This is a genomic window from Anabaena sp. UHCC 0399, from assembly GCF_034931465.1.
GTDB classification, from domain to species: Bacteria; Cyanobacteriota; Cyanobacteriia; order Cyanobacteriales; family Nostocaceae; genus Trichormus; species Trichormus minutissimus.
The window spans coordinates 33,844-53,801 of the sequence record NZ_JAYGGZ010000027.1 but is presented as its reverse complement, the minus strand read 5'-3'; the positions used below and the strand labels follow the sequence as shown (position 1 = coordinate 53,801).

At 41.2% G+C, this 19,958-nt stretch carries 22 protein-coding genes; 8 read left to right on the top strand and 14 right to left on the bottom strand.

All coding sequences use genetic code 11. From position 1 onward, the window contains the following. Positions 1-20: 20 nt before the first annotated feature. The 5 genes from VB693_RS15800 to VB693_RS15780 form a co-directional block, all read right to left on the bottom strand. Positions 21-1,208, bottom strand: a complete 1,188-nt coding sequence (locus VB693_RS15800; RefSeq protein WP_323267122.1) for a murein hydrolase activator EnvC family protein — start codon at positions 1,206-1,208, stop codon at positions 21-23. A gap of 94 nt (positions 1,209-1,302) precedes the next feature. Beyond that, positions 1,303-1,677, bottom strand: coding sequence for a hypothetical protein (locus tag VB693_RS15795; RefSeq protein WP_237990036.1), 375 nt, complete (start codon positions 1,675-1,677; stop codon positions 1,303-1,305). An 8-nt stretch (positions 1,678-1,685) separates the two neighbouring features. Then, positions 1,686-2,180 carry a hypothetical protein gene (locus tag VB693_RS15790; protein WP_323267089.1) on the bottom strand — a complete coding sequence of 165 codons (495 nt, stop codon included), beginning with the start codon at positions 2,178-2,180 and terminating at the stop codon, positions 1,686-1,688. A 91-nt stretch (positions 2,181-2,271) separates the two neighbouring features. Next, entirely contained in the window at positions 2,272-3,585 is a 1,314-nt protein-coding gene (trmFO, locus tag VB693_RS15785; RefSeq protein ID WP_323267121.1) for an FADH(2)-oxidizing methylenetetrahydrofolate--tRNA-(uracil(54)-C(5))-methyltransferase TrmFO, read from the bottom strand. A gap of 155 nt (positions 3,586-3,740) precedes the next feature. Beyond that, positions 3,741-4,976 (bottom strand): LL-diaminopimelate aminotransferase, encoded by a 1,236-nt coding sequence (locus tag VB693_RS15780; protein WP_323267088.1) that lies wholly within the window; start codon positions 4,974-4,976, stop codon positions 3,741-3,743. 206 nt (positions 4,977-5,182) lie between these two features. Here VB693_RS15780 and VB693_RS15775 point away from each other — a divergent pair, with 206 nt between their 5' ends. Then, positions 5,183-5,773, top strand: coding sequence for a Uma2 family endonuclease (locus VB693_RS15775; protein WP_323267087.1), 591 nt, complete (start codon positions 5,183-5,185; stop codon positions 5,771-5,773). A 1-nt stretch (position 5,774) separates the two neighbouring features. Here the strand turns inward: VB693_RS15775 and VB693_RS15770 are convergent, their stop codons facing one another. After that, positions 5,775-6,785, bottom strand: a complete 1,011-nt coding sequence (locus VB693_RS15770) for a sodium:calcium antiporter (RefSeq protein ID WP_323267086.1) — start codon at positions 6,783-6,785, stop codon at positions 5,775-5,777. 21 nt (positions 6,786-6,806) lie between these two features. Beyond that, complete coding sequence (nrtS, locus tag VB693_RS15765; RefSeq protein ID WP_323267085.1) at positions 6,807-7,031, bottom strand: nitrate/nitrite transporter NrtS; 225 nt, start codon at positions 7,029-7,031, stop codon at positions 6,807-6,809. A gap of 155 nt (positions 7,032-7,186) precedes the next feature. Here nrtS and VB693_RS15760 point away from each other — a divergent pair, with 155 nt between their 5' ends. The 4 genes from VB693_RS15760 (at position 7,187) to VB693_RS15745 (ending at position 11,392) form a co-directional block, all read left to right on the top strand. Continuing rightward, positions 7,187-7,888, top strand: a complete 702-nt coding sequence (locus tag VB693_RS15760) for a TIGR04283 family arsenosugar biosynthesis glycosyltransferase (protein ID WP_323267084.1) — start codon at positions 7,187-7,189, stop codon at positions 7,886-7,888. Positions 7,889-8,136: 248 nt separating this feature from the next. After that, complete coding sequence (locus VB693_RS15755; protein WP_323267083.1) at positions 8,137-8,877, top strand: TVP38/TMEM64 family protein; 741 nt, start codon at positions 8,137-8,139, stop codon at positions 8,875-8,877. Positions 8,878-8,912: 35 nt separating this feature from the next. Beyond that, positions 8,913-9,653, top strand: coding sequence for a TVP38/TMEM64 family protein (locus VB693_RS15750; RefSeq protein WP_416233395.1), 741 nt, complete (start codon positions 8,913-8,915; stop codon positions 9,651-9,653). 188 nt (positions 9,654-9,841) lie between these two features. Beyond that, a complete protein-coding gene (locus VB693_RS15745; RefSeq protein ID WP_190704621.1) occupies positions 9,842-11,392 on the top strand; it encodes a mercuric reductase in 1,551 nt (516 codons plus the stop codon). A gap of 40 nt (positions 11,393-11,432) precedes the next feature. Here VB693_RS15745 and VB693_RS15740 read toward each other — a convergent pair whose 3' ends face one another. After that, positions 11,433-12,029 (bottom strand): hypothetical protein, encoded by a 597-nt coding sequence (locus VB693_RS15740; protein ID WP_323267081.1) that lies wholly within the window; start codon positions 12,027-12,029, stop codon positions 11,433-11,435. Between the two features lie 697 nt (positions 12,030-12,726). Continuing rightward, positions 12,727-13,098 carry a four-helix bundle copper-binding protein gene (locus VB693_RS15735; protein ID WP_323267080.1) on the bottom strand — a complete coding sequence of 124 codons (372 nt, stop codon included), beginning with the start codon at positions 13,096-13,098 and terminating at the stop codon, positions 12,727-12,729. Between the two features lie 290 nt (positions 13,099-13,388). On the opposite strand from VB693_RS15735, the gene mgtE reads away from it, so the two are divergent. Beyond that, complete coding sequence (gene mgtE / locus VB693_RS15730) at positions 13,389-14,786, top strand: magnesium transporter (RefSeq protein ID WP_416233394.1); 1,398 nt, start codon at positions 13,389-13,391, stop codon at positions 14,784-14,786. 129 nt (positions 14,787-14,915) lie between these two features. Here mgtE and VB693_RS15725 read toward each other — a convergent pair whose 3' ends face one another. Together VB693_RS15725 and VB693_RS15720 are read right to left on the bottom strand one after the other, a co-directional pair. Further along, positions 14,916-15,173, bottom strand: a complete 258-nt coding sequence (locus tag VB693_RS15725) for a hypothetical protein (RefSeq protein ID WP_323267079.1) — start codon at positions 15,171-15,173, stop codon at positions 14,916-14,918. A gap of 153 nt (positions 15,174-15,326) precedes the next feature. Next, a complete protein-coding gene (locus VB693_RS15720) occupies positions 15,327-16,184 on the bottom strand; it encodes an SDR family oxidoreductase (protein ID WP_323267078.1) in 858 nt (285 codons plus the stop codon). A 547-nt stretch (positions 16,185-16,731) separates the two neighbouring features. On the opposite strand from VB693_RS15720, the gene VB693_RS15715 reads away from it, so the two are divergent. Further along, positions 16,732-17,409 carry a class I SAM-dependent methyltransferase gene (locus tag VB693_RS15715; protein WP_323267077.1) on the top strand — a complete coding sequence of 226 codons (678 nt, stop codon included), beginning with the start codon at positions 16,732-16,734 and terminating at the stop codon, positions 17,407-17,409. Between the two features lie 155 nt (positions 17,410-17,564). On the opposite strand, the gene VB693_RS15710 is transcribed toward VB693_RS15715, so the two are convergent. Continuing rightward, a complete protein-coding gene (locus tag VB693_RS15710) occupies positions 17,565-18,179 on the bottom strand; it encodes a hypothetical protein (protein ID WP_323267076.1) in 615 nt (204 codons plus the stop codon). A 201-nt stretch (positions 18,180-18,380) separates the two neighbouring features. Here VB693_RS15710 and VB693_RS15705 point away from each other — a divergent pair, with 201 nt between their 5' ends. Then, entirely contained in the window at positions 18,381-18,797 is a 417-nt protein-coding gene (locus tag VB693_RS15705) for a biotin carboxylase (RefSeq protein WP_416233393.1), read from the top strand. Positions 18,798-18,867: 70 nt separating this feature from the next. On the opposite strand, the gene VB693_RS15700 is transcribed toward VB693_RS15705, so the two are convergent. Further along, positions 18,868-19,146 (bottom strand): YggT family protein, encoded by a 279-nt coding sequence (locus tag VB693_RS15700; protein ID WP_190704597.1) that lies wholly within the window; start codon positions 19,144-19,146, stop codon positions 18,868-18,870. A gap of 408 nt (positions 19,147-19,554) precedes the next feature. After that, complete coding sequence (locus VB693_RS15695) at positions 19,555-19,905, bottom strand: hypothetical protein (RefSeq protein WP_323267074.1); 351 nt, start codon at positions 19,903-19,905, stop codon at positions 19,555-19,557. Positions 19,906-19,958 lie beyond the last annotated feature (53 nt).

The window sequence follows — 19,958 nt, the reverse complement described above, 5'->3', positions numbered from 1 at the left end:
ACGATATCAAACATTTGGTATTACAGATAATCGGCTGGGTTGACTGGTGTACCATTGCGGCGGACTTCAAAATGCAGGTGTGGCCCGGTAGATAAACCAGTAGAACCGACAGCCGCGATCGCCTGACCTCTTTGCACTGTTTGTCTTTCTGTCACATATAATTCACTACTGTGTCCGTATAGTGTAGTAATACCTCTGCCGTGATCGATAATTACTGCTTTACCATAACCGCCATACCAACCAGCAAAAATCACCGTCCCGGAATCGGCGGCGCGAATGGTACTTCCGTAGCTAGCAGCAAAATCTAACCCAGCATGAAAGCGGCGATAACCGAGAATGGGATGTACACGCCAGCCAAAGGAACTGCTTGTACGTGCATTGCTAGGAAGGGCAAATAATCCAGTACCGCCAATAAAAACGTTTTTGCGGTTATTGGCTTTAGCTTGCGCCTCCTCCCTGGCTCTGGCTTCTGCTACCTTTTGTTGAATCAGGGTTTCTAAATTTTGGGAATCTCTTTCTAGTTGGTTTTGTGCGGCTTCTAAAGCTAGGCGATCGCTATTTAGCCTTTGAACTAATTCTGACTGTGACTCTGCTTGAGCTTGGTAATCAGCTTTTTGTGATAATAATTGCTCTCTAATTAAAGCAACTTCGTTCTTTTGTTCTTCTAATTGGGTTTTTTGTTGATTAATCAGTGTGGCTTGAGTTTCGAGCTTCGCCAAAATTTGTTGGTCAGCCTGATACACTAACTTTAATTGATAGCGACGGCTGATAAAGTCGCTGATATCACGGCTTTGTAATAATACTGCCCATCCTTGACTGATTGGCGATCGCTGGAGATACCTTAACCTAGCTATGGTTGCTAATTGGCGTTCTCCATATGCACGTTCCGCCACATATAAATCAGCTTCTAGTTGCTGGAGGCGTTGAGTAGCAGCTTGTAATCGCGCCTCACTCTCTTGAATTTGGCTGTTGGTAGTTTGCAAGTTCTTGGCTATCCCAGTCAGGTGATTTTGCGCCGCCTGTTGTAAATTAGTCAGGCGATCGCGTTCCTGAATCACATTCTGGCGTTCTTGATCAATTTGTTGCTGTTGTTGTCGGAGGTTGTTAACTGTTGGAGGTGTTGCAGATACTGGTAGCCAAACCAAAATCCAGCAAATTATCAGCAAACACCAGCACAATTTCCAGTGTCGAATCAATGGCGTTTTCATGCCGTTATGTTCAGCCAAGGGATTGCAAGCATAGATAACATTGTTCCCAAAACTGAAGAACATCTAACAGCAAACTGTCTGTGATCTGGATAATTTACGGTTTAGGTGCAGAATTTGGATGTTTTCCTGCGTAATAAACAACGATTTTTAACTGTTCTTGATTAGGAACGTAAAACACTCTGTCCCCTTTTGTCACTTCATATTCCCATGCACCTTGATAAAGTTTGCCCTTTAAAGGGAAAACACGGCCAGGCTGTCTAGTGGTTGGTGCGGTACATAAATCCTCATAACATCGACGTGTGTTTTCTGGATGACGCTGCATTAAAGCTTCCCAGTCTCGATTGACTCGACGATTTTTAGCTACCACTAACCAAGTGCTTTCTATCTCAGATAATGCAGAAGCCGTCAATTCAACTTCTGGTGGCTCTACATTCTCCACTTTGGCATTTTCTGCTGGATTGTCTGACATACTCTGATTCACACAACATTCTCAGCAGATGGCTTGGTTAACTGTACTTCATCTGTCTCAGCACTAAACGCTGCTGCAAGTTCAGGACTAGCGATCGCGATCGCACTCTCGTACCATTCATGAATAATCGCGTCAATCATCTCCCATGCTGTAGTTGAGGAATCTATTAACCGAAAAGCCTCACTGAGTTCTTTGATAAAGTCTTGCAGCTCATCTTGTTCAAATACACTCAGCCATCGATAAGGATGCTCAAAACCGATTTCTTTACCCAATAATAGGGAAAAAGCCACGGTTAATCCTTCAAAAACAGCTTTGCTCTGTGTTGCTGTCTTAACTAGAGAATTTACTTCTTCCCGACGCAACAACGCAAAAGACTGATCATTACGAGTAATTGTTACTGGACGTTCTAAAGCTTTGTCTAGAACTCGTCCAGGTTGACGATTCAATTCAGTGGCTGTAATTAGCTCATCTGAGTAAATATTTCCCAAATTCCCCAGATTCATAGGTTATGCGTTATCAATTATCTTTACGTATAATTGTACGTACTATTGATTTGGGGTCAATAGGAATGAAAACTCTCAAGGCTAATAACTCTTACAAATTAGCTTTCCAACTAGCCAAATCAGCCAAGGAGCGATCGCGGTAACGTCCGTATCGTTCCTGTTTGTTTTTGATTTTCACCCCTAAATCGGGGAAAATCCCAAAATTTGGCGGCATCGGTTGGAAATGTTTAGGTGAGGCGGAACTGATAAAATCAAATAATGCCCCCATCATGGTTGTATTGGGAAGCATCATTGGTTCTTTACCCAAAGCTAACCGTGCAGCATTAATTCCCGCCAAACAACCCCCGGCTGCTGCTGCTGTATAACCTTCAGTCCCAATCAACTGTCCAGCCGCCAACAATGTCGGACGCTGTTTAAATTGCAAAGTCGGTAGCATTAACTGGGGTGCATTAATAAAGGTGTTGCGGTGCATGACTCCCAACCGCACAAATTCCGCCTTCTCCAAACCGGGAATCATTTGGAAGACTCGCTTCTGTTCACCCCAACGCAGATTTGTTTGGAAGCCTACCATATTCCACAACTGACCGGCTTTATCTTCTTGTCGTAACTGCACCACTGCATAGGGACGTTCCCCGGTGCGACTATCAGACAATCCTACTGGTTTTAAAGGGCCGTAACGCATCGTGTCCTCTCCCCGTTGTGCTTGTTCTTCAATGGGGAGACAGGCTTCAAAAAATTTCGCGGTTTCCCTCTCAAAGTCCTTGAGTTCTGTTTGTTCAGCTTGACGCAGTGCTTCCCAAAACCGCAGATATTGCTCCTTGTTCATGGGACAGTTCAGATAGGCGGCTTCACCTTTGTCATAGCGCGATGCCATAAAGGCAATATCGCGGTTGATGGACTCTCCTACAATGATGGGACTAGCCGCATCAAAGAAACTCATATATTCCATCCCGGTGAAGCGGTGCAAGTCCTCTGTTAAGTCGGGACTGGTTAAGGGGCCAGTGGCTAAAACCACTATTCCTTCAGGGATGGCTGGGACTTCCCCTCGCCGGAACTCAATTAAAGGATGACTGGCTAACGTTTGGGTTAAATCTTGCCCAAATTGTCCTCTATCTACAGCCAGCGCACCCCCAGCCGGAACAGCGTGTTCATCGGCTTTGGATATAACAACAGAACCTAGTTGACGTAATTCTTCATGCAGCAAACCCGCCGCGCGATCGCTTGCCATTGCCCCAAAGGAATTACTACATACTAACTCTGCCAAATCTTCTGTATGATGGGCAGGGCTGAAGCGTTTAGGGCGCATCTCATGTAAAATTACAGGCACTCCAGCTTGGGCTATTTGCCATGCAGCCTCTGTCCCAGCTAGTCCACCTCCAATTACTTGTATTGGTTGTTTGTCAATAATCATTTTTGTAATTCCTAGTTTGATAATTTGCTGGGAAGGTATTTATATTTTGCACCATTCTTAATAACGGTAAGCTGGGCAATGCCAGCAAGGTAAAAATCGGTGTTTTATAGCATTGCCCACCCTACAACAATCTGGCTACAACGGAGAAGCTATGATGTAAAGTTACTAATAATACGCTGCATTGCTTCTTCTACATTTTCGCGGCTGTTAAATGCAGAAATGCGGAAGTAGCCTTCACCCGCAGCACCAAAACCAGAACCAGGTGTACCAACAACATTGCAGGTATTCAGCAATTTATCAAAGAAATCCCAGCTAGAAAGACCATTGGGAGTTTTTACCCACACGTAAGGCGCGTTTACTCCACCATATACATCTAGTCCGGCGGCGGTGAGTTTTTCGCGGATAATTTTGGCGTTTTCTAGATAAAAACTCACTAATGCTTTAATTTGTGCTTGTCCAGCTTCAGAGTAGACGGCTTCCGCACCTCGTTGCACAATGTAGGATACACCGTTAAATTTGGTAGACTGACGACGATTCCACAGTTTCCATAGTTCAACATCAGAACCATCGGCGGCCTTACCTGTCAAGGTTTTGGGTACAACAGTCAAGGCGCAACGAGTTCCAGTAAAGCCGGCATTTTTGGAAAAAGAACGAAATTCAATGGCACAATCTCTCGCGCCGGGAATTTCATATATAGAATGAGGCAGGGCTGGATCTGTAATATATGCTTCGTAAGCTGCATCAAAGAAAATAATCGAGTTATTAGCTTTGGCATAGTCTACCCACGCCTGGAGGTGTTCTTTAGTGGCGGTTGCACCTGTGGGGTTATTGGGGAAACAGAGGTAAATTAAATCGACTTTTTGGGTAGGAATTTCTGCTGTGAAGTTGTTTTCGGCGGTGACAGGGAGGTAAACTAAACCCTCAAACTCCCCTTGTTCGTTGGCAGTTCCAGTATGTCCCGCCATGACGTTTGTGTCTACATATACGGGATAAACTGGGTCAGTAACAGCAATAATATTGTTATCACCAAAGATATCAAGGATATTACCTGAGTCGCACTTAGAACCGTCCGAGATAAAAATTTCTGAGGCATCAATTTCACAACCCCGTGCTTGGAAATCTTGAGCCGCAATCTTTTCCCTTAACCAAGCATACCCTTGTTCTGGGCCATAGCCTTTGAAAGTGGAGCGATCGCCCATTTCTTCCACAGCTTGAATCATTGCAGTTCGGCAAGCTTCTGGTAATGGTTCGGTGACATCCCCAATTCCCAAACGAATAATCTTAGCATCAGGATGAGCTTCGGCAAAGGCATTTACCCGCCGCGCAATTTCCGGGAACAAGTAACCAGCTTTGAGTTTTAGGTAGTTGTCGTTAATAGTTGCCATAGTCAAGTTGAAAAAAAGGCCTAGATAAAACAGCTTACCAGTGCTGAGTCATGAGTGAGGAGTGAGGAGTGCTGAGTCATGAGTGCTGAGTGCTGAGTCATGAGTAATGAGTTTTGAGGAAAAATATTAGTCTCTATCACTGGTAACTTCTGTTAAATACTAAAATTGAGTGAGCATATGATTATTCTTGTTAAGGCAGTGTTGTTATGAGCATCCCACTTGTAGACCAGCCCACAGAAGAAAAATTGGTAACTCTCAAGGATGTTTCTTGGGAACAGTTCAAAGGTATTGAGTCACATTTGTTGGGCAATCGCAGTGTCCGACTGTCATATTTGTCAGGAGTTTTAGAGATCATGTCCCCAATAGGAGATAAACATGAAAAAGTGAAAAGTACCGTTGGCTTGCTGCTAGAAGCTTATATGAGAGTATTGGGTATCAGGTTTTATAGACGTGGTGGCTTCACTCTGGAAGAACAAGGGTACGCTTCTGGTACACCAGATGAGTCTTATAGCATCGGTAAAGAAAGAGAAGTTCCTGACATTGTGATTGAAGTTATTGTTACCAGTGGCACTATTGACAGGAAAGAGTTATTTAAACCCAAAAAAGTACCTGAAGTTTGGTTTTGGAAATCTCATACTATAAAGATATTTCGTCTGACTGAGAGTGGTGAGTATCAGGAAGTAGACAGAAGTGGGTTTTTTCCAGATTTAGACCCTGCTTTGTTGCTACATTATATCGCTATGCCTGACCAATATGATGCTGTGGTTGAGTTTGAGCAAGCTGTTCGTAATTCGTAATTTACGATAAATTACGGTAAACAACATACATTCCGCCAATGTAGAGAAAGATGATCGTTAGTCCATCTAAGGTGATGTACATTCGGGAGCGACTGACGGCATGGTAAATTAAGCCTGCGATCGCCACTGAGGTCATAACCATTGCGACAATAGCTGTGAAAATATGTACCGGACTCATCGTTAACCACAAACTACCCGGCAAATAGGCGAAATCGTAAATACCCAAAATCGCCAAGTTAAACAAATTAGAACCAAAAACGTTAGAAACTGCCAAATCAACGGCATCCAATCGAATAGCTGCGATAGATGCAGCAATTTCCGGTAAAGATGTTGCTGTTGCTAACAAAATCGCACCGATGAAACTCTTCTCTAAGCCAGTCACCTCAGCAACTCGATCACCTAAAAATGCCAGCCATATACCTAAAACTACAATTGCAGTTGCAAATAAAGTGAACTGTCGATAGGCTTGCTGGGTGGTGATGTGTTCGTATTGAAACATCTCCTCTTCTTCCTCTAGCACTTCCATACGTCGTCTAGATTCAAATTGAGAAATGGCTCTAGCACTAACGAAATAAAGCAAAATGAGTAAAACGCTCGGAATACCAACCCATCCTAAAGTTAGATTAATTTCGGTTTTTGCTAAAAACATTCCAGCAGCAGCTATACCCAGCATCACACAGCCGAGACTAGCTGCTAATCCGTGACTAATTTGTGCTTGCTTGAGTAAAGGATCGGGGCCTGTAAAAATATCCAGTAGTGCTAAAATCAGCAAATTAAACAAACAACTCCCCAAAATACCACCTACAGCCAAATCGGGGGAATTAAAAATGACAATGGCACTTATCCCTGTGGCTAATTCGGGTAAGGATGTCACGCCTGCTAGCAGGATTGTACCAACCCAAGTCCGGCCTAGTCCGCTTTTCTCTGCAAAAATATCGGCACTTTGTGACAGTTTTGCACCTGTTAGAATCACTAAAATGAAGCATACAAGGACTTGAAGGAAAAGTAGCATGATTATGTATAGTGAATTTTCTTATTTGTAACGACTAATGTATTGACCGTGAATATTCACTAAGTAAGGTACTATGTAAGTTAAACTTGCAGCAATCCAGCGATCGCCAGTCATTTGACCTTTGATTAGTGCTGCACCATGATTAATCGTAAATAATATAGAACCAACAACCAAAGCTACTTTTACCGCCGTCGGCATCATCTTTTTATTGCCAAGACACAAACAATATTCTCTAATAGCTTTCATCTGTCACCTGTAAAAATTTTCGTCAAAAAATCCCTTTTTAATCTTTTATCTCTGTGTCACCTGTGTCTCCGTGGTTATATAAATGATTTATAAGCCACAGAAGCACACAGAGAAAAGCAGATATTTTATGATTTACCTTGGAAGGGTAACTATTCATGGGTCAAAATATTAACAATACTAAAATTTCTATCATTATTCCCACGCTCAATGAAGCAGCGAATATTAAACAAGCTATTTTCACTACTCAATCTAGTAAAAATATAGAAATAATAGTTGTAGATGCAGTCTCTGAAGATGACACTGTAGCTATAGCTAATGCCCTCGGTGTAAAAGTAATCTCATCTATTCCTGGCCGTGCTGCGCAAATGAATCTAGGCGCGGCTGTGGCTAGTGGGGAAATTTTGCTGTTTCTCCATGCAGATACGCGTTTACCAATGGGTTTTGACGAGATGATTCGGACAGCACTGCAACAGCCTGGGGTGGTTGCTGGTGCATTTACTTTGCAGATAGATGCACCAGTTTTTGCTTTAAGATTGGTGGAATGGGGGGTAAAATGGCGATCGCATTTTTGGCAAATGCCCTACGGTGATCAGGCAATTTTTATGACTAAATCTGTATTTCAAGAAATTGGCTGCTTTCCTGAAATGCCTATTATGGAAGATTTTGAACTCATCCGGCGTTTGCAACGTATCGGTAAAATATTTATTTTATCTGTGCCAGTTATTACTTCATCCCGGAGATGGTTGCAAAAGGGTTTATTGAAAACTACTCTAATTAATCAAATTGTGGTGATTGGCTATTTATTAGGTGTAGCACCAGAGCGACTCCGTAAGTTGTATCGTCGGGGTTTTAAGTAATTTGTGATGTTTTGTGAATTGAGGGCGGAAGTTTAAACGCAAAGTATCGCAGAGGTATACGCAGAGGTGTGCGGAGAATTTGCTTCAGGATTTATCCTTTTTTAAGCTGTTTCTCATCTAAGTGGCATATTCTATGGGGAGGTAGGGATGAGAACTGTCAAAAATTCAGGAATGTTGAGATTTTCGGCTGTTTTTACAAAAATCATCCGTAAGTGGTTGACAGGAACGTTAAAAACTCAGGTAATCCCATGATTCCCAAGTATCAAATGCGATTCAATGGCAAACTTAAACTCCTGCTGTTAAGTTGTTTGGTAGTTATATTAATAATCGCTGCAAGACAATTTAATTTCCCAATAATTTTAGACACATTAGTCACTTGGGTGAATAGTCTGGGAGTTTGGGGGGCAATCGCCTATATAATTATTTACAATTTAGCCACTTTATTATTTATCCCCGGTTCGCTGCTAACGTTGAAAGCTGGTTGTTTATTTGGCGTTGTTTGGGGTTCGATTTATGTGTTAATTGCCGCAATTCTGGGCGCAACTCTGGCTTTTCTCATCGGACGCTATTTATCACGAGATTGGGTTTGCAAACAACTAGCAAAATATCCTAAATTCAAAGCTATTGATCAAGCTGTAGCGCAAGAAGGTTGGAAAATTGTCCTGTTAACGCGTCTGTCTCCTGTGTTTCCTTTCAATTTATTGAATTATGCTTTTGGAGTGACGCAAATCTCTCTGAAAGATTATATTTTAGGCTCTTTTGGGATTTTACCAGGAACTATGATGTATGTTTACATTGGTTCTTTAGCTGGTGATTTGGCAATGCTGGATATGACTCATCAACCAGTCACGCCAGAAACGCAAATGCTGAAGTTATCAATGCAAATTCTCGGTTTAATTGCAACTATTGGTGTCACTATATATGTCACAAAAATTGCTCAAAAGGCTTTAAATAAAAGTATGGTTGTCGATGCAGGAGACGGGAGTTAAGAGGTAAAAGTCAGGAATTTATGAGAAATCAAGTTATGAAAAATATATTTAATCACAAGACTGTTAAGTTATTCAGTTTAACATTGCTGACAGTAGCGATCGCTTTCCTCGTCAACTCCGATTTAGCGGCGGCGCAAACCATAGATAACCCCAGTTCTTGGCATCCCCAAACTATTTTACGCAATGCTTTGCAGTGGATTGATAGTTTGGGAACAGTAGGAGCGATCGCTTTTATTGCACTATATATTATTGCGACTGTTGCTTTTCTACCCGGCTCAATCCTCACCTTGGGTGCTGGTGTAGTGTTTGGTGTCGTTTGGGGTTCAATATATGTTTTCATCGGTGCAACCCTAGGGGCGACAGCGGCTTTTTTAGTGGGACGTTATTTAGCGAGGGGTTGGGTTGCCCAAAAAATCGCTGATAATCAAAAGTTTGCCGCCATTGACCGGGCTGTGGGTAAAGAAGGCTTAAAAATTGTGCTTTTAACCAGACTTTCCCCTATATTTCCTTTTAATCTATTAAATTACGCCTTTGGAATTACAGGGGTTTCACTCCCAGATTACTTTATTGGCTCTGTTGGTATGATCCCCGGAACTATTATGTACGTTTACATTGGCTCTCTAGCTGGAAACCTCGCTATGATTGGGACTGAAGGTCAACCCACAAACCCCACAGCACAATGGGCAATTCGGATTGTGGGTTTTATCGCCACGGTGGCTGTCACCATCTATGTCACCCGCATTGCTCAAAAAGCTTTAAATGAGGAAGTTTTGTAAAGATTGGGGAATGGGGAAAAGAAAGCAGGGGGAGCAGGGGAAGCAGGGGGAGCAGGAGGAGAAAAATACAATGTCCACTCACTACTCACTACTCACTACTCAGCACTCAGCACGGGCTAACGCCCCGCTCCGCTAACAGCACTCACTACTCTTAGTTAAATTTAAAATTTCTGAAGGAGATACCATCAATGTCCAATTCCGAGTTAGAGAGAGTTATTGTTCGCCCAGTGGATGAGTATAACCAGAAGTTGGTTTCTTATGTACATCCGCCTAATTGGGTGAATCCTCAACCTGCTGATTGTTATGACTTGGTGGTCATTGGTGCTGGAACTGCGGGGTTAGTGGTGGCGGCTGGTGCGGCTGGGTTGGGTTTGGGTTTGAAAGTCGCATTGATTGAAAAGCATCTCATGGGAGGAGACTGCTTAAATGTGGGTTGTGTACCTTCTAAAACTGTGATTCGGTCGGCGCGGGTGGTAGGGGAAATTTGGAATGCGAAAAGTTTGGGGATTAATATTCCCAAACAACAAATCGAAATTGATTTTTCCACTGTCATGCAAAGAATGCGGCGCGTCAGGGCGGGAATTAGTCACCATGACTCGGTAGAACGTTTTTCATCCCTGGGAGTGGATGTTTTCTTGGGTAGTGGTCGCTTTGCTAGCAAAGATACGGTGGAAGTTGGCGGTAAGATCCTCAAGTTTAAGAAAGCTGTGATTGCAACTGGTGCAAGGGCGGCAAAACCAGCGATTCGGGGTATTGAAGCGGCGGGTTATTTGACTAATGAAACGGTATTTTCTCTCATCCAAAAGCCGGAACGGTTAGCGGTAATTGGTGGCGGGCCTATCGGTTGCGAATTGGCTCAAGCATTCCGGCGTTTGGGTTGTGAGGTGGTGCTGTTCCATAGCGGTTCTCATGTTCTCAATAAAGAAGATGGGGATGCGGCGCAAATTGTACAGCAGGCTTTAATCCGCGATGGAATCCGCTTAGTCTTGAATTGCAAGTTAGAAGAGGTGGTAAGTGTCACCGATGGTAAGCGGTTGTATTTTTCTGTGAATGATTATCGAGATTCTGTGACTGTGGATGAAATTTTAGTGGGTGCGGGACGTGCGCCGAATGTGGAAGGACTGAACTTGGAAACTGTCGGGGTAGAGTACGACAAACGCCAAGGTGTGAAGGTGAATGATTACCTGCAAACCACAAACCCTAAAATTTATGCGGCTGGAGATATCTGCATGAATTGGAAGTTCACCCATGCGGCAGATGCAGCAGCACGGATTGTCATTAAGAATACGCTGTTTTCTCCCTTTGGTTTAGGACGTTCTCAACTGAGTAGTTTAGTTATGCCTTGGGTGACATACACTGACCCAGAAATTGCCCATGTAGGGATGTATGAACATCAAGCTAAGGAGAAGGGGATTGATGTAGAGACAATTAAGATTCCTTTTAGTAGTGTAGATCGCGCGATCGCAGATGCTCAAGAAGAAGGGTTCTTGAAAATCCACCACAAAAAAGGTTCTGATGAAATTCTCGGTGCAACAATTGTCGCTAGTCATGCAGGCGAGATGATTTCGGAAGTGACAACAGCAATTGTCAATAAAATTGGTTTAAGTAAGTTAAGTAATGTGATTCATCCCTATCCCACCCAAGCTGAAGCAATTAAAAAAGCCGCAGACGCTTATCGTCGTACACTTCTGACACCGAAAACAAAAAAACTTTTGGGATTTCTGACCAAGTTTTCTTGATTTAGACAAAATATGGTGTGTAGTTCATCGCCACCACTGGTTAAGGATTATTCACACTCGTTGGTCTAATTTGGAGTTGAGTTTGTAATTCTTCAAGTGTTTGTAGATGTGCTTGCTCTAATTTATGATTGAGCCACAAAAAACTACCACCAAATGAAGTGATTGCCAGGATAAAAATTGCAATTAAGACTCTGACTTGAGAACGAAGGTTTTTCACTTCTCTGTTTTTATGTTCTAATATTACTGGTAAGTCTTTTGGGATTTGTACCTGTTCCACAACTATTTGTGCCTGCGGTATAATAGCTTTGTTAAAACTAACTTGTTCGTAGAGCCAATTAGTTATCAGTTGTGGGCAATTTTTCTTGAACCATCGCCAAGCAATCATTCTAAATACAGGCTTAGATAATCTGGCAACTTTCTTAACTGCACCATTCATGAAGTATGAATGAAATTTTTGGTTGATTATGTTGGTTGCTCCTACATCATATAAACAATCTAATATCAACTTAACTGTTGTTTCTTCTCGATATGACAAATTTTCTAACAACAGCAGCACATCATGGATACGCTGTTCTTCCATGATTTGTTCTGTTGATTTTTGTGACAAAGAAATTGATTTATTAGTAGTAGTATCCATGAGAATTATACTTAATAATTTTCTTGATGTAGGCGGGGATTTTTTTAAATTAGTTGCATCAAATATGCAACCTAAACCTATTTGTAATTGAGCTATTTGTAGTATTTACTTGGTTTTTAGCTAAACTGCAAGAGTCCAAAGGATGATATTTTTTTACACAAGAGACTATTTGTCTAAAATCAGTTTTAGCTACGTATATTCTTGGTAAATTTACTGATACTGCTTACATCTTATCATTAATGTGGGACTAGCTCAATGACTGCCTAGCTTCTTCAATGTACATATTATCTAATATTTCAGCATAATATTGAGGTGATCCGCATTATTTATTACATCTTATCACCATACACTACCATATACTATAACATAGCAGTATATTTGCTTTGACTTAAATGTTTTACATATAGCGTGAAACACGGAAATAAAAATCTGTATTCCTGATTGCTAATTTAAAGATACCCAACCTCTCAAAAAAGCCGAGTGTAGTGTTAATCTCCCATGATTCAGGATGACTAGAAAATTTTAGAGTGATCTAGACGTTAATTAATTTATATTCATTTTTCTAGATTATAAAAAACCAAGCTCTCAAATTACACTCTTGAGAGCTTGATTTTTGGCTTTATTATGCAATAGACTTTTTGCTGATTATTCCATATCCCTCCATGAGAATAAATCAACAGAGAAAAAATGCTGATTCTTAAGCTCTAGCCATAGACATTCTCCGGCAAGTTTCGGCACAACGGCGACACATATCAGCACAAGCCTTCATTTGTGAATCATTCTCGAAGCGATCGCAATTACGGGCGCATCGTTCACACACGTCAGCACAAACTCCACAGGTACGCACATCCAAGTCAGAACTGCGTAACATAAAGTTAGCACTGGTTTGGCAAATTTCAGCACAATCAAGCATTAATCGGATATGCTCTGGTTCTGTGTGCATACCACCTTTTGTTAAGCAATATGCGGTCACAGTATTTAAACAAATATTAGAGCAGTCTAAACAGTCTTGAATACATTCTTGGTTTTGTTGGTTAACTTTTTGCAAACTTAACTGTTGTATTGCCATTTTCAAAACCTCTTTTATTTCTGAATTTTTTCGATGAAGTGATATGACTTCATAGGCTTTAATTTAGAAGCCAGGTAAAACTTTAGCGTCTGACTATTGACGTATTAATAAATCTTGCTTGAAGAGTATAAGCAAATATTCCACTTGGATCTGAGTATGGAATATGAGCCAGTTTCTTGCACCCCATACCTAAATCACGAAAAATTACAACAAGTTTAGGTTTATACTTTGCCACTATCCCTTAGACTAGGGGCAGCAACTTTGTTATTACTGGTCGAGGAAAGTGGAAAGTGACAGAGACGAACAATTTAAACTCTGCCCTTCAGGATATGTCACGTAGGGAACTACGAGATTTAGTTAGGACTCAGCTGCGAATGCTATTGGAAGCAGGAGATTTGCAGGGAGCTAAAGCTATTCTCGTACCTGTGCAGCCTGCGGATATTGCTGAGGCCATTGAAGGTCTACCAGAAGCAATGCACGCTCTGGCGTTTCGGTTACTTTCAAAAAGTGAGGCGATTGAAGTTTATGAATATCTCGATTACAGCGTTCAAGAACGGCTGATTGAGGAACTCAAAAGCCAAGAAGTCCGTGATATTGTTGACCAAATGTCTTCAGATGACCGAGCTAGGTTATTTGATGAATTACCGGCTAAAGTCGTTAATCGTCTTTTAGAACAACTGAGTCCAGGAGAACGCCAAGCTACAGCTTTACTTTTGGGTTATGAAGCTGATACGGCTGGGCGAATAATGACTTTAGAGTTAATAGCTCTAAAAGAAAACTTTACGGTAACTCAAGCCTTAGAGCGGATTCGCAGCCTAGCTAATGCTAGTGAGATGATTTACTATCTTTACGTTACTAATGCAGCGAGACGATTAACGGGGATAGTTTCATTGCGAGAGTTGGTCACATCTCAGCCTGAACAAACCATTGGCGAAATCATGACCCGTGATGTGATTTTTGTTCACACTGATACAGACCAAGAAGAAGTCGCCAGATTGATTCAAAGATACGACTTTCTGGCTGTGCCTGTAGTAGACCGAGAAGAACGTCTGGTGGGTATTGTCACCGTCGATGATGTCATTGATATTTTGCAACAAGAAACTACTGAAGATATTTATGCTGTAGGCGGTGGCGTGCAGTCTAATGGCGATAATTATTTTCAGATGGATTTATTTAAAGTAGCCCGTAAACGAGTTTTATGGTTATTTATCTTGCTGATTACCAATACTGTCACAGGTACGATTATTAAATCCCAAGAAGATATTTTGACCAAGTTTGTTACTTTAACTGCCTTTATTCCCTTACTTACTGGTACTGGCGGTAACGTTGGCGCACAATCTTCCACTGTGGTGATTCGGGGTATGAATACCGACGAAATCAGATCCCTGGGGACTTTGCAGGTAATTGGGCGTGAGGCGATCGCTGGTGCATTGCTGGGTGGTATGTTAGGTAGTATCGCTACAGTGTGGGCTTTCTTGCTACAAGGAAAATTAGAAGTGGCGATCGCAGTCGGTACTAGTCTAGTAGCTATTTCGATTTTGGCTTCTGTCTCTGGTTCAGCACTACCGTTTTTATTTCGCTTTCTGCGTTTAGATCCCGCCTTGATGTCTGCACCATTTATTACTACAGCAGTTGATGTCTTAGGTGTCTTGATTTACTTCAACTTGGCAAGATTCATCTTAAACTGATTAATGACTGCTAAGTCCTGAGTAGGAATTACTAGTACAGCAGGGTGTAAATACAGCAACTATTCTCAATAACTTAAAAGCCTATTTTATCAGCTTTTTCTGCCGCGTAGCGGTACTAGCCTCCAATTTCTACAGTTCTGAAGATGTATCTGGAGCAATGATTTCACCAGTACCCATTTCTAGTATTATGTCCTGGTCAGTCACTAATTCACTCAGTTCCTTAACTTGTAAATTCATCTGCTCACAAGCTTGTCTGAGTTTTCGTGCAAACGTATTAATATCATCGCCATAACCACATTGATAAGCAGCAGTTTCAATTCCCAGTTTGGCATTTGCCCTAGCACAATCTACCAGGTCAGTTCCATACAGTTGTTTTGCAGATACCATAGGCTTTTTTTGTTAATTCTAAATCTTTTTCCCCCGTTAGACTAACAACATTTGTTCATGAAATCATCCCTCTATTGGCAGACAAAGCAATTCAAAATTTACTAAAGATGTGATTTATCAAGTCTTCAGTGAAATTTGATTACTCATTTAGCCCTAGCCATTGACTATTTCTCCACCATTAGGATGTAATACTTGACCAGATATATAAGAGGAATCATCAGAAGCTAAGAAAACATAACTAGGCGCAACTTCTTCCGGTTGTCCTGGTCTGCCCATTGGCACTTGTTTGCCAAAATTTGCTACTTTATCTGGGGGAAAAGTTGAAGGAATTAAAGGTGTCCAAATCGGACCAGGTGCGACAGCATTGACTCTAATTCCCTTACTCACTAAATTTTGTGATAAGGAACGAGTAAAGGCAACAATTGCACCTTTTGTAGATGAGTAATCTAACAGTTGCTGATTGCCTTTATAGGCGGTTACAGATGTAGTATTGATAATGCAACTACCTTCTTTCAAATACTTTATTGCTGCTTTGGTAATGTAAAACATCGAGAAAACATTAGTACGAAAAGTGCGTTCTAATTGTTCTTGACTAATATCTTCAATCCTTTCTTGTGGATGTTGTTCAGCAGCATTATTGATAATAATATCTAGTTTACCAAACTCATCTACTGTTTGTTGAACAACGCGCTGACAAAAAGCTTCATCGGTAATGTCGCCTGCTATAGATAATACAGCACGTCCTTGTTCTTCTACCAAATTTTTTGTTTCTTCAGCATCACCGTGTTCTTTCAGGTAAACAAACGCTACATCTGCGCCTTCTTTAGCAAATGCAATAGACACAGCACGACCAATTCCACTATCGCCACCCGTAATTAAGGCAACTTTATCTTTTAACTTACCACTACCTTCATATTGAGGATCTTCTGCCTTAGGTTTTGGCTGCATTTTAGACTCAACGCCTGGTGGTTCTTGCTGCTGTGGTGGTTGTAAGGTTTGTTTTTCTGTCATACAAATTCAACCTATTTATTTAAAATGTTTTTAGATTTACAATTAAAAAAATATTTTTTTGCATACAATTATTTCACAATAATAAAATAATTAAACCTTAGATAATATCAACCCAAGGTTTAACTATTTCTCCTTTGACTTGCTAGAAGCAAGTTTAGGACTTTTACCCCGGATATTTAGCCAAACGTACCAATTTTTATTCAGTGTACGTGACTGAATTACTCCTCACACCAAACACACACTACTATGAAACTGACCACGAAAACAAGTACACAACTCTCTTGCTTACAATGAAGGATTTAGTCCATTCATCTGCTTTAAAATTAACTATTAAATCCTGGCACTTTATCGCCCTGGAGGTGGAAACAAAAATAGAATATTATCCACCTCTAGATTGAGAAAAATTTTATAATAATTACATACTACCTAGTACCGCAGTGAATTCAAAATACTCTATCGGGTGAATCCTACGGATACGTTACGCGTTCACTAGGAAGACAAGCTATAACAAATTAATTATTATTACCATTAGCAAAATTAGCATTCAATGACAACTAAGACTCTGGGACTCGAACCAAATTTATATGATTATTTACTATCCGTTTCATTGCGAGAGGCAGAAATATTAACCCAATTGCGGCAAGAAACAGCCCAACATCCAATGGGTAGGATGCAAATTGCACCAGAACAAGGACAATTTATGGCGTTGCTGGTGCAGTTATTAGGCGCAAAGAAAACCTTAGAAGTGGGAGTTTTTACAGGCTATAGTTCTCTAGTGGTAGCACTAGCTTTACCCCCCAAAGGACAGATAGTAGCGTGTGATAATAGTGAAGAGTTTACGGCGATCGCACGTCGTTATTGGCAACAAGCTGGAGTAGCCCATAAAATTAACCTACACATCGCCCCAGCTTTAGAGACTTTAGACCAATTACTAGCCACAGGTGAAGCAGAAACCTTTGACTTTGCCTTCATTGATGCTGACAAGAGCAATTATGACAACTATTATGAGCGATCGCTGCAACTAGTTCGTCCAGGAGGACTGATAACCATTGATAATGTTCTCTGGTCAGGACGAGTCGCAGACCCCCAAATCCAAGATAATCGCACCAAAAAAATCCGCGCCTTTAATGAAAAACTACTACAAGACCAAAGAGTAAGTTTAAGTCTCGTCCCCATCGGCGACGGCTTAACTTTAGCCTTGAAGAAGGTGATAGGTGATAGGTGATAGGTGACAGGTGACAGGTGACAGGTGACAGGTAATAGACAAAAAAGTAACTCATATCCACTCAGCACTCATTACTTATTACTCAGCACTCATTACTTATTACTCATCACTCATCACTCACCACTCATCACTCATTACTCACCATTCACCACTCATTACTTTTTCGGCCAACGCCAATTGAATCTATTCCACTCGTAAATGCCTTGAATTTCGTACTCAGTCCCGTTATAGAAGCGAACAACGCAGTTAGTAGAGGAGTCTTCACTACTATTATTAAGTTCATCAATCTGAATCACAATGGAAAGAAACCATTCTCTTTTGCAGGGGCCATCATTCTGCACCCACTCCCATAGGGCATTGGAAACTTCAATGCGATCGCCTATTCTTAGTTTTAGTGCATCCTCAAAATAGGCATATTTGTCGAAGTGATAAGACTCTACACGATTTAACCACTGTAAACCATAGCGATCGCGAATAAACTGCACTTTACCTGAGTCGTTGTTATGCAGCCAGTCGTTCAGTAACTGCACCTTCCAAGTGCGGTTTTGTTGTTCCTCTATCTTCACGAACTCTAAAAATATCTCTAGTTCCTCTGGGGTGAGTTCATCTAAAGGATTGGGAGTATCTAACTTCCCTCGCTTAGATTGCTTGTGAATTTCCTCGACCAATTGCAATAAAATCTCTTTTTGCCTGTCAGTGAGAGGACAGCTGGCTGCATCACAACGATTAAAAGCTGCTTGCAACGCTGTTGTTATCTCATCTGGTGTCATAATTTAATAGTAATCGAGGGTCTGATTTAATAATTATTACAAAAGTTAAATAGAAGTTTCTAGTCATGGGGTATTAGGCATTGGGCATCATCAGTCCCCAATCCCCAGTCCCCAATCCCCAATCCCCAACTTTCCTTGCTACCTTATACATCTATGGAAAAGAAAATCAGAATAACATTTAAGTTAAACTACTCAAGATTTATGACAGGCATCTTGCTTTCCTGTCTCATGACATTAATCTCGTGGGTATGGACTCCTGTGGCTGTAGCGTTGACACAGATTAAACTCTCTGACTTATCTTACAAGGATTGTCCGCCTGAATTGGCTCAAGGGGCTGTTAGCAGTAGTGGTAGTGCGGCTGCTAATTGCTTTATTGTTACTGGAAAAGCCCAGAATGGCACTTATAAAACCGTCTACGATGCAGATATCTATGGGCGCATATATGATGCCAACAATGACTCCATATTACAAAATCGTAATCGTCTTGGTTCTATTGCAGAAGTCCCACCCGGCACTAGTGATTTTGAATTAAGAATTTCTGTACCTGCAAATCAGCCTTTACCTTTGCAGCTGAAGCAATTTAAAGCTTCGGGTTTTAGCGCACAAATCCGTAAGTAGAAGTTATTTTTGAATTTTGAACTTAGTGGGGGGATCAAATCCACCCCACTAAATTCAAAGGTTTGCAGAGTTAAAATGCTCCGAACAAACGTAGAAGATAAGGATTGCTTAGAAGGTTAGTGACTAAATTCAACGCCACGAAAGCGAGAATGGGAGAAAAATCCATACCACCCAAAGGGGGAATAATTGAACGGAATAAGTTGAGATAGGGGTCTGTGACTTGGCTTAAGGCTGCAAATGGTTGGTTATACCAGTTGATTTGGGGAAACCAAGTCAATAAAACCCGAATAATTAGCAAGTAGCTGTAAACGGTTAAGAAAGTAACTAACGTAGTAATCAGTAAATACATGGATGGTTTAGTTTCCTACTAAGTGTTAAACGCGGTCTTACTATAGATTTTAATTTAGTCGATGTCATTGACGTATGCCGAGAGTTACCGCATTAACCGCCATGAGCAGGGATATGACAAGTGTAGGTTTTGAATCAAGCCATAGACCTCTTGCATAAATGCTGAAGCTGTCATGTTGAGCAAAGCGAAACATCTCAAAGATTCTACATTTCATTCAGAATGACACATATCATTTTCAAGCTAGGTCTAATGAGTGATGTTTGTAAAACTAAGGGAATAATCATAGTTTTATCAATTTCTATGCCCTTACACCTTCATAACCCTACACCCTAAAAGCAGTATTGGTTGGGGAAAGTGTCAAAACCTACACCTGTGAGAAAGTGGGGGAATAGTGTAGATGTCACCTTTTTAAGAATCTTGGCTAAGAGATCGATCATGAGCAGATTGAGTAGAACCGCCATTGACATCCCCCAGATGTTTCCTTACCTCATCGATTGTGGCGTTTAACTGGGCAATCTTATCTTCGAGCGATCGCCGTGTTGTCTCCATTTCTATGCCTTCATTCTCTGAAGATATCATCTGACGGCGTTTCGTTGATACTTTCTTATTTTCTTTGGGGCTACTCATCAATTCTGTACCTTCTTCCACTATTTCTTCATCTCGACGAGAAGCAATGACAGCACCCACAATTCCCCCGACTACGCCACCAAATATCGCCCCTGCGAAAAAACCACTAGCAAAACCATCGCGCTGACTCATAACTTTATCCCTTTGAAGAAACTTGGCAACTTTTAGATCAGTTTTAGATCAGT